Genomic DNA, 1,026 nt, shown 5'->3' with positions numbered 1-1,026 from the left:
CGGGAGCGCAGCATCGGGCATCAGGTGGACGCTTGGAATGTGGGGATGATGGATCCCTTACGGTTGAGGTACTGTGGCAATTTGATGTTCTATGGTGTTATCTGCAATGCCTGCTTATGGAGGGAACTAGGATGCTGATCGTTGGAGTGGTCGAGAAGATGAATCTGGATCGCGTGGCGATCTGGGTAGAGGAACATGGCGGCTACACGATCATCAAAATGCCCTCACCTGCTCGGATTGAGCAGGGCGACGTCATGTGCTGGCCGGATCGCTATTCGACGGGCTCATGTACTTACTGGAACGCGACCAAAGGCTGGGATGCTGAGGTGTTAGTGCAGCATCACGATGTGCCTATAGATCTACTAAGTCAGCAGTTCAGCGCCTGAGCCTGTCGGAGGTACTGACTTTCTCCAACCAACTGGCGATATTCAATGAGCCGGAAAGCGAGCCGCAGCGAGCATTTCCAGCCGCTGTTGAACCTGATGCGCGATGGGTTGCAGGAAAGCCCGGTGATCCACTGCGACGAAAGGCGAGTGCAGGTCTCGAAAGAACCGAATCGCGATCCGACCAGCCAGTCCTGGATGTGGGTGCAGGCCAGTGGGCCGCCCGATCGGCAAGTTGTGTGATTCGACTACACCACCAGCCGCGCGCAAGAGGTAGCGTTGCGCCTGCTGGAGGGCTATCGCGGCTACGTGATGAATGTCGATTACGCCGGTTACAACGCATTGGCGTTGCAGCCTGGTGCCGAGCGCTTGGCGTGCATGGTGCATGTGTGGTGCAAGTTCATCGAGGCGCAGAAGGTGCAGCCCAAGGGCAAAACCGGGCGTGCTGACATCGTTTTGGGGATGATCAACAAGCTGGCATCGAGCGTGAACTGAAAGATGCCAGCGATGAGCATCGGTTCATCGGGCGCCAGGAAAGAAGCCTGCCGATCCTCCAGCAGCTGAAAAGCTGGCGGGATAAAACGTAAGGGATCCATCATCCCCACATTCCAAGCGTCCACCTGATGCCCGATGCTGCGCTCCC

The 1,026-nt window shown here is 57.0% G+C and carries 1 protein-coding gene and 1 pseudogene; both read left to right on the top strand.

Annotated features, from left to right (window positions below; all coding sequences use genetic code 11):
• Nucleotides 1-386 (top strand): hypothetical protein (locus BLX42_RS17275; RefSeq protein WP_256672020.1); only part of this gene is annotated, 386 nt, incomplete at its 5' end.
• 66 nt (nucleotides 387-452) lie between these two features.
• Nucleotides 453-967 (top strand): annotated as a pseudogene (locus BLX42_RS17270) (transposase); the annotation flags it as partial.
• Nucleotides 968-1,026 lie beyond the last annotated feature (59 nt).

It is taken from the genome of Pseudomonas sp. SG-MS2, from assembly GCF_009933855.1.
In the GTDB taxonomy this organism is placed as follows: domain Bacteria; phylum Pseudomonadota; class Gammaproteobacteria; order Pseudomonadales; family Pseudomonadaceae; genus Aquipseudomonas; species Aquipseudomonas putida_E.
Note: the sequence above shows the minus strand (reverse complement) of the source record. Positions and strands in the feature narration are given on the sequence as shown.